The following is a 1608-nucleotide window of genomic DNA, read 5'->3' as shown; positions in this document are numbered from 1 at the left end:
TGCAGGTTTGAATCATGTTGAACAGTCTATTATTGAGGCAGCCACTGGGCTTGGTATGAGCCGTATTCAGGTATTGCTTCATGTTCGTGTGCCTTTGGCCATCAAAGCTCTTTTTACAGGATTAAGGCTAGCATCCGTATCTACGGTTGGAATGGCGACTATAGCAGCATTTATAAATGCAGGCGGATTAGGCTCGATATTAAATGATGGCTTACGAACCATGAATATAGATAAGATTCTGTGGGGAAGTGTATTGTCAGCGTGTCTCGCTATTGGAACGAATGCAGTATTCATTCAGTTTGAAAAACGAATCTACATTGGATCGGGGAGATCACTTTTATGAAGGCTGTTGTACTGGAAAGGGCCTGTAAACCTGAAGAACTAAAGATAAAAGAAGTTCCAATCCCCAAAGTTAAACCAGGTTGGGTACTTGTTAAGATCAAAGCTTTTGGAATAAACCGCTCTGAAATGTTTACAAGACAGGGACATTCCCTATCCGTCAAATTCCCACGGATTATTGGTATTGAATGCATAGGGCAGATCGAAGATCCATCTGACAGCACATTTCAAAAAGGGGAGCGTGTTGCTTCATTAATGGGGGGATTAGGCCGAGAATTTGATGGAAGTTATGCTGAATATGTTTTGATTCCTTCAAAACAGGTTTATTCCATTCCAATTGAAATGAAATGGACTGAGCTCGCTGCAATTCCAGAAATGTATTATACGGCGTATGCGTCCTTATTCGAATGTCTCCAATTAACTGCTGACGAAGTGCTTCTCATTCGCGGTGGGACGAGTTCTGTTGGTCTGGCTGCCCTTCAGCTAGCAAAAAGTACAGGCGCCACAGTCATATCAACCACTCGGAACAACGGAAAGCTAGCATATCTTCAGCAGGCTGGAGCAGACTTTGCTTTACTCGATGATGAGTATTTTACAAAAGAAGTTTATAAAATCGCTCCAAATGGCGTAGACAAGGTCCTGGAGTTGGTCGGTACCGTTACAATAAAGGAATCATTGCAACTGGTTTCAGAGCAAGGGACCTTATGCATGTCAGGGATACTGGGAAATGAATGGACACTTGATTCCTTTGAACCGTTAATTGATATACCGACAGGTGTTTATTTTACGGTATTTACAAGTGAAGTTATCAAAGAAAACGTACTAATCGACCTGTTCAATCATATTAAAGAACATGGAATTGTTCCGCCGATTGCTAAAGTTTTCAAGCTAGAAGAAATCCGGGAAGCTCATCTTTTAATGGAGAGTAATGATGCGAATGGTAAGATCGTAATTTTGAACGATTAGTTCAGAAGATTAAGATTTCAAGGGTAGTGACACATCGTTATTGATGTTCTCTAGAACGTGATGCAAGCCTAAATGTGCCAGATCATTAATAAAATTAAATTCAAAAATCTTATGTTTGAAAAAATATTCAAGCGATATCAGTGAAAGAGGCCTTACACCATAATTTATAGAGGGAGTGACCCCATAACGTGAGACAAATCAAAACACCTTCAAGAGAATCGAGCCATGTCGTAAGATATGGAGATAACCTTGGAGGTGTTTTTACGTTGGCAACGAGAGTGAGTTACCCCTTAGAAATAAAGA

2 protein-coding genes are annotated in these 1608 nt (G+C 40.4%); both read left to right on the top strand.

The features are described 5' to 3' along the window. Positions 1–343, top strand: a 343-nt coding sequence (locus GRP75_RS26385; RefSeq protein WP_160790825.1) for an ABC transporter permease, incomplete at its 5' end; no start/stop codon positions are given. After that, a complete protein-coding gene (locus GRP75_RS26380) occupies positions 340–1305 on the top strand; it encodes a zinc-binding alcohol dehydrogenase family protein (RefSeq protein ID WP_160790824.1) in 966 nt (321 codons plus the stop codon). The genes GRP75_RS26385 and GRP75_RS26380, both read left to right, overlap by 4 nt. Positions 1306–1608 lie beyond the last annotated feature (303 nt).

The sequence above is a fragment of the Paenibacillus sp. OT2-17 genome (genome assembly GCF_009827695.1).
Lineage (GTDB): Bacteria > Bacillota > Bacilli > Paenibacillales > Paenibacillaceae > Paenibacillus > Paenibacillus polymyxa_B.
This window is presented reverse-complemented; position numbering and strand designations above follow the sequence as displayed.

What these genes read in the sequence shown, in the direction of transcription:
- GRP75_RS26380 (WP_160790824.1), top strand. Translation starts at nt 340, where the DNA reads ATGAAGGCTGTTGTACTGGAAAGGGCCTGTAAACCTGAAGAACTAAAG.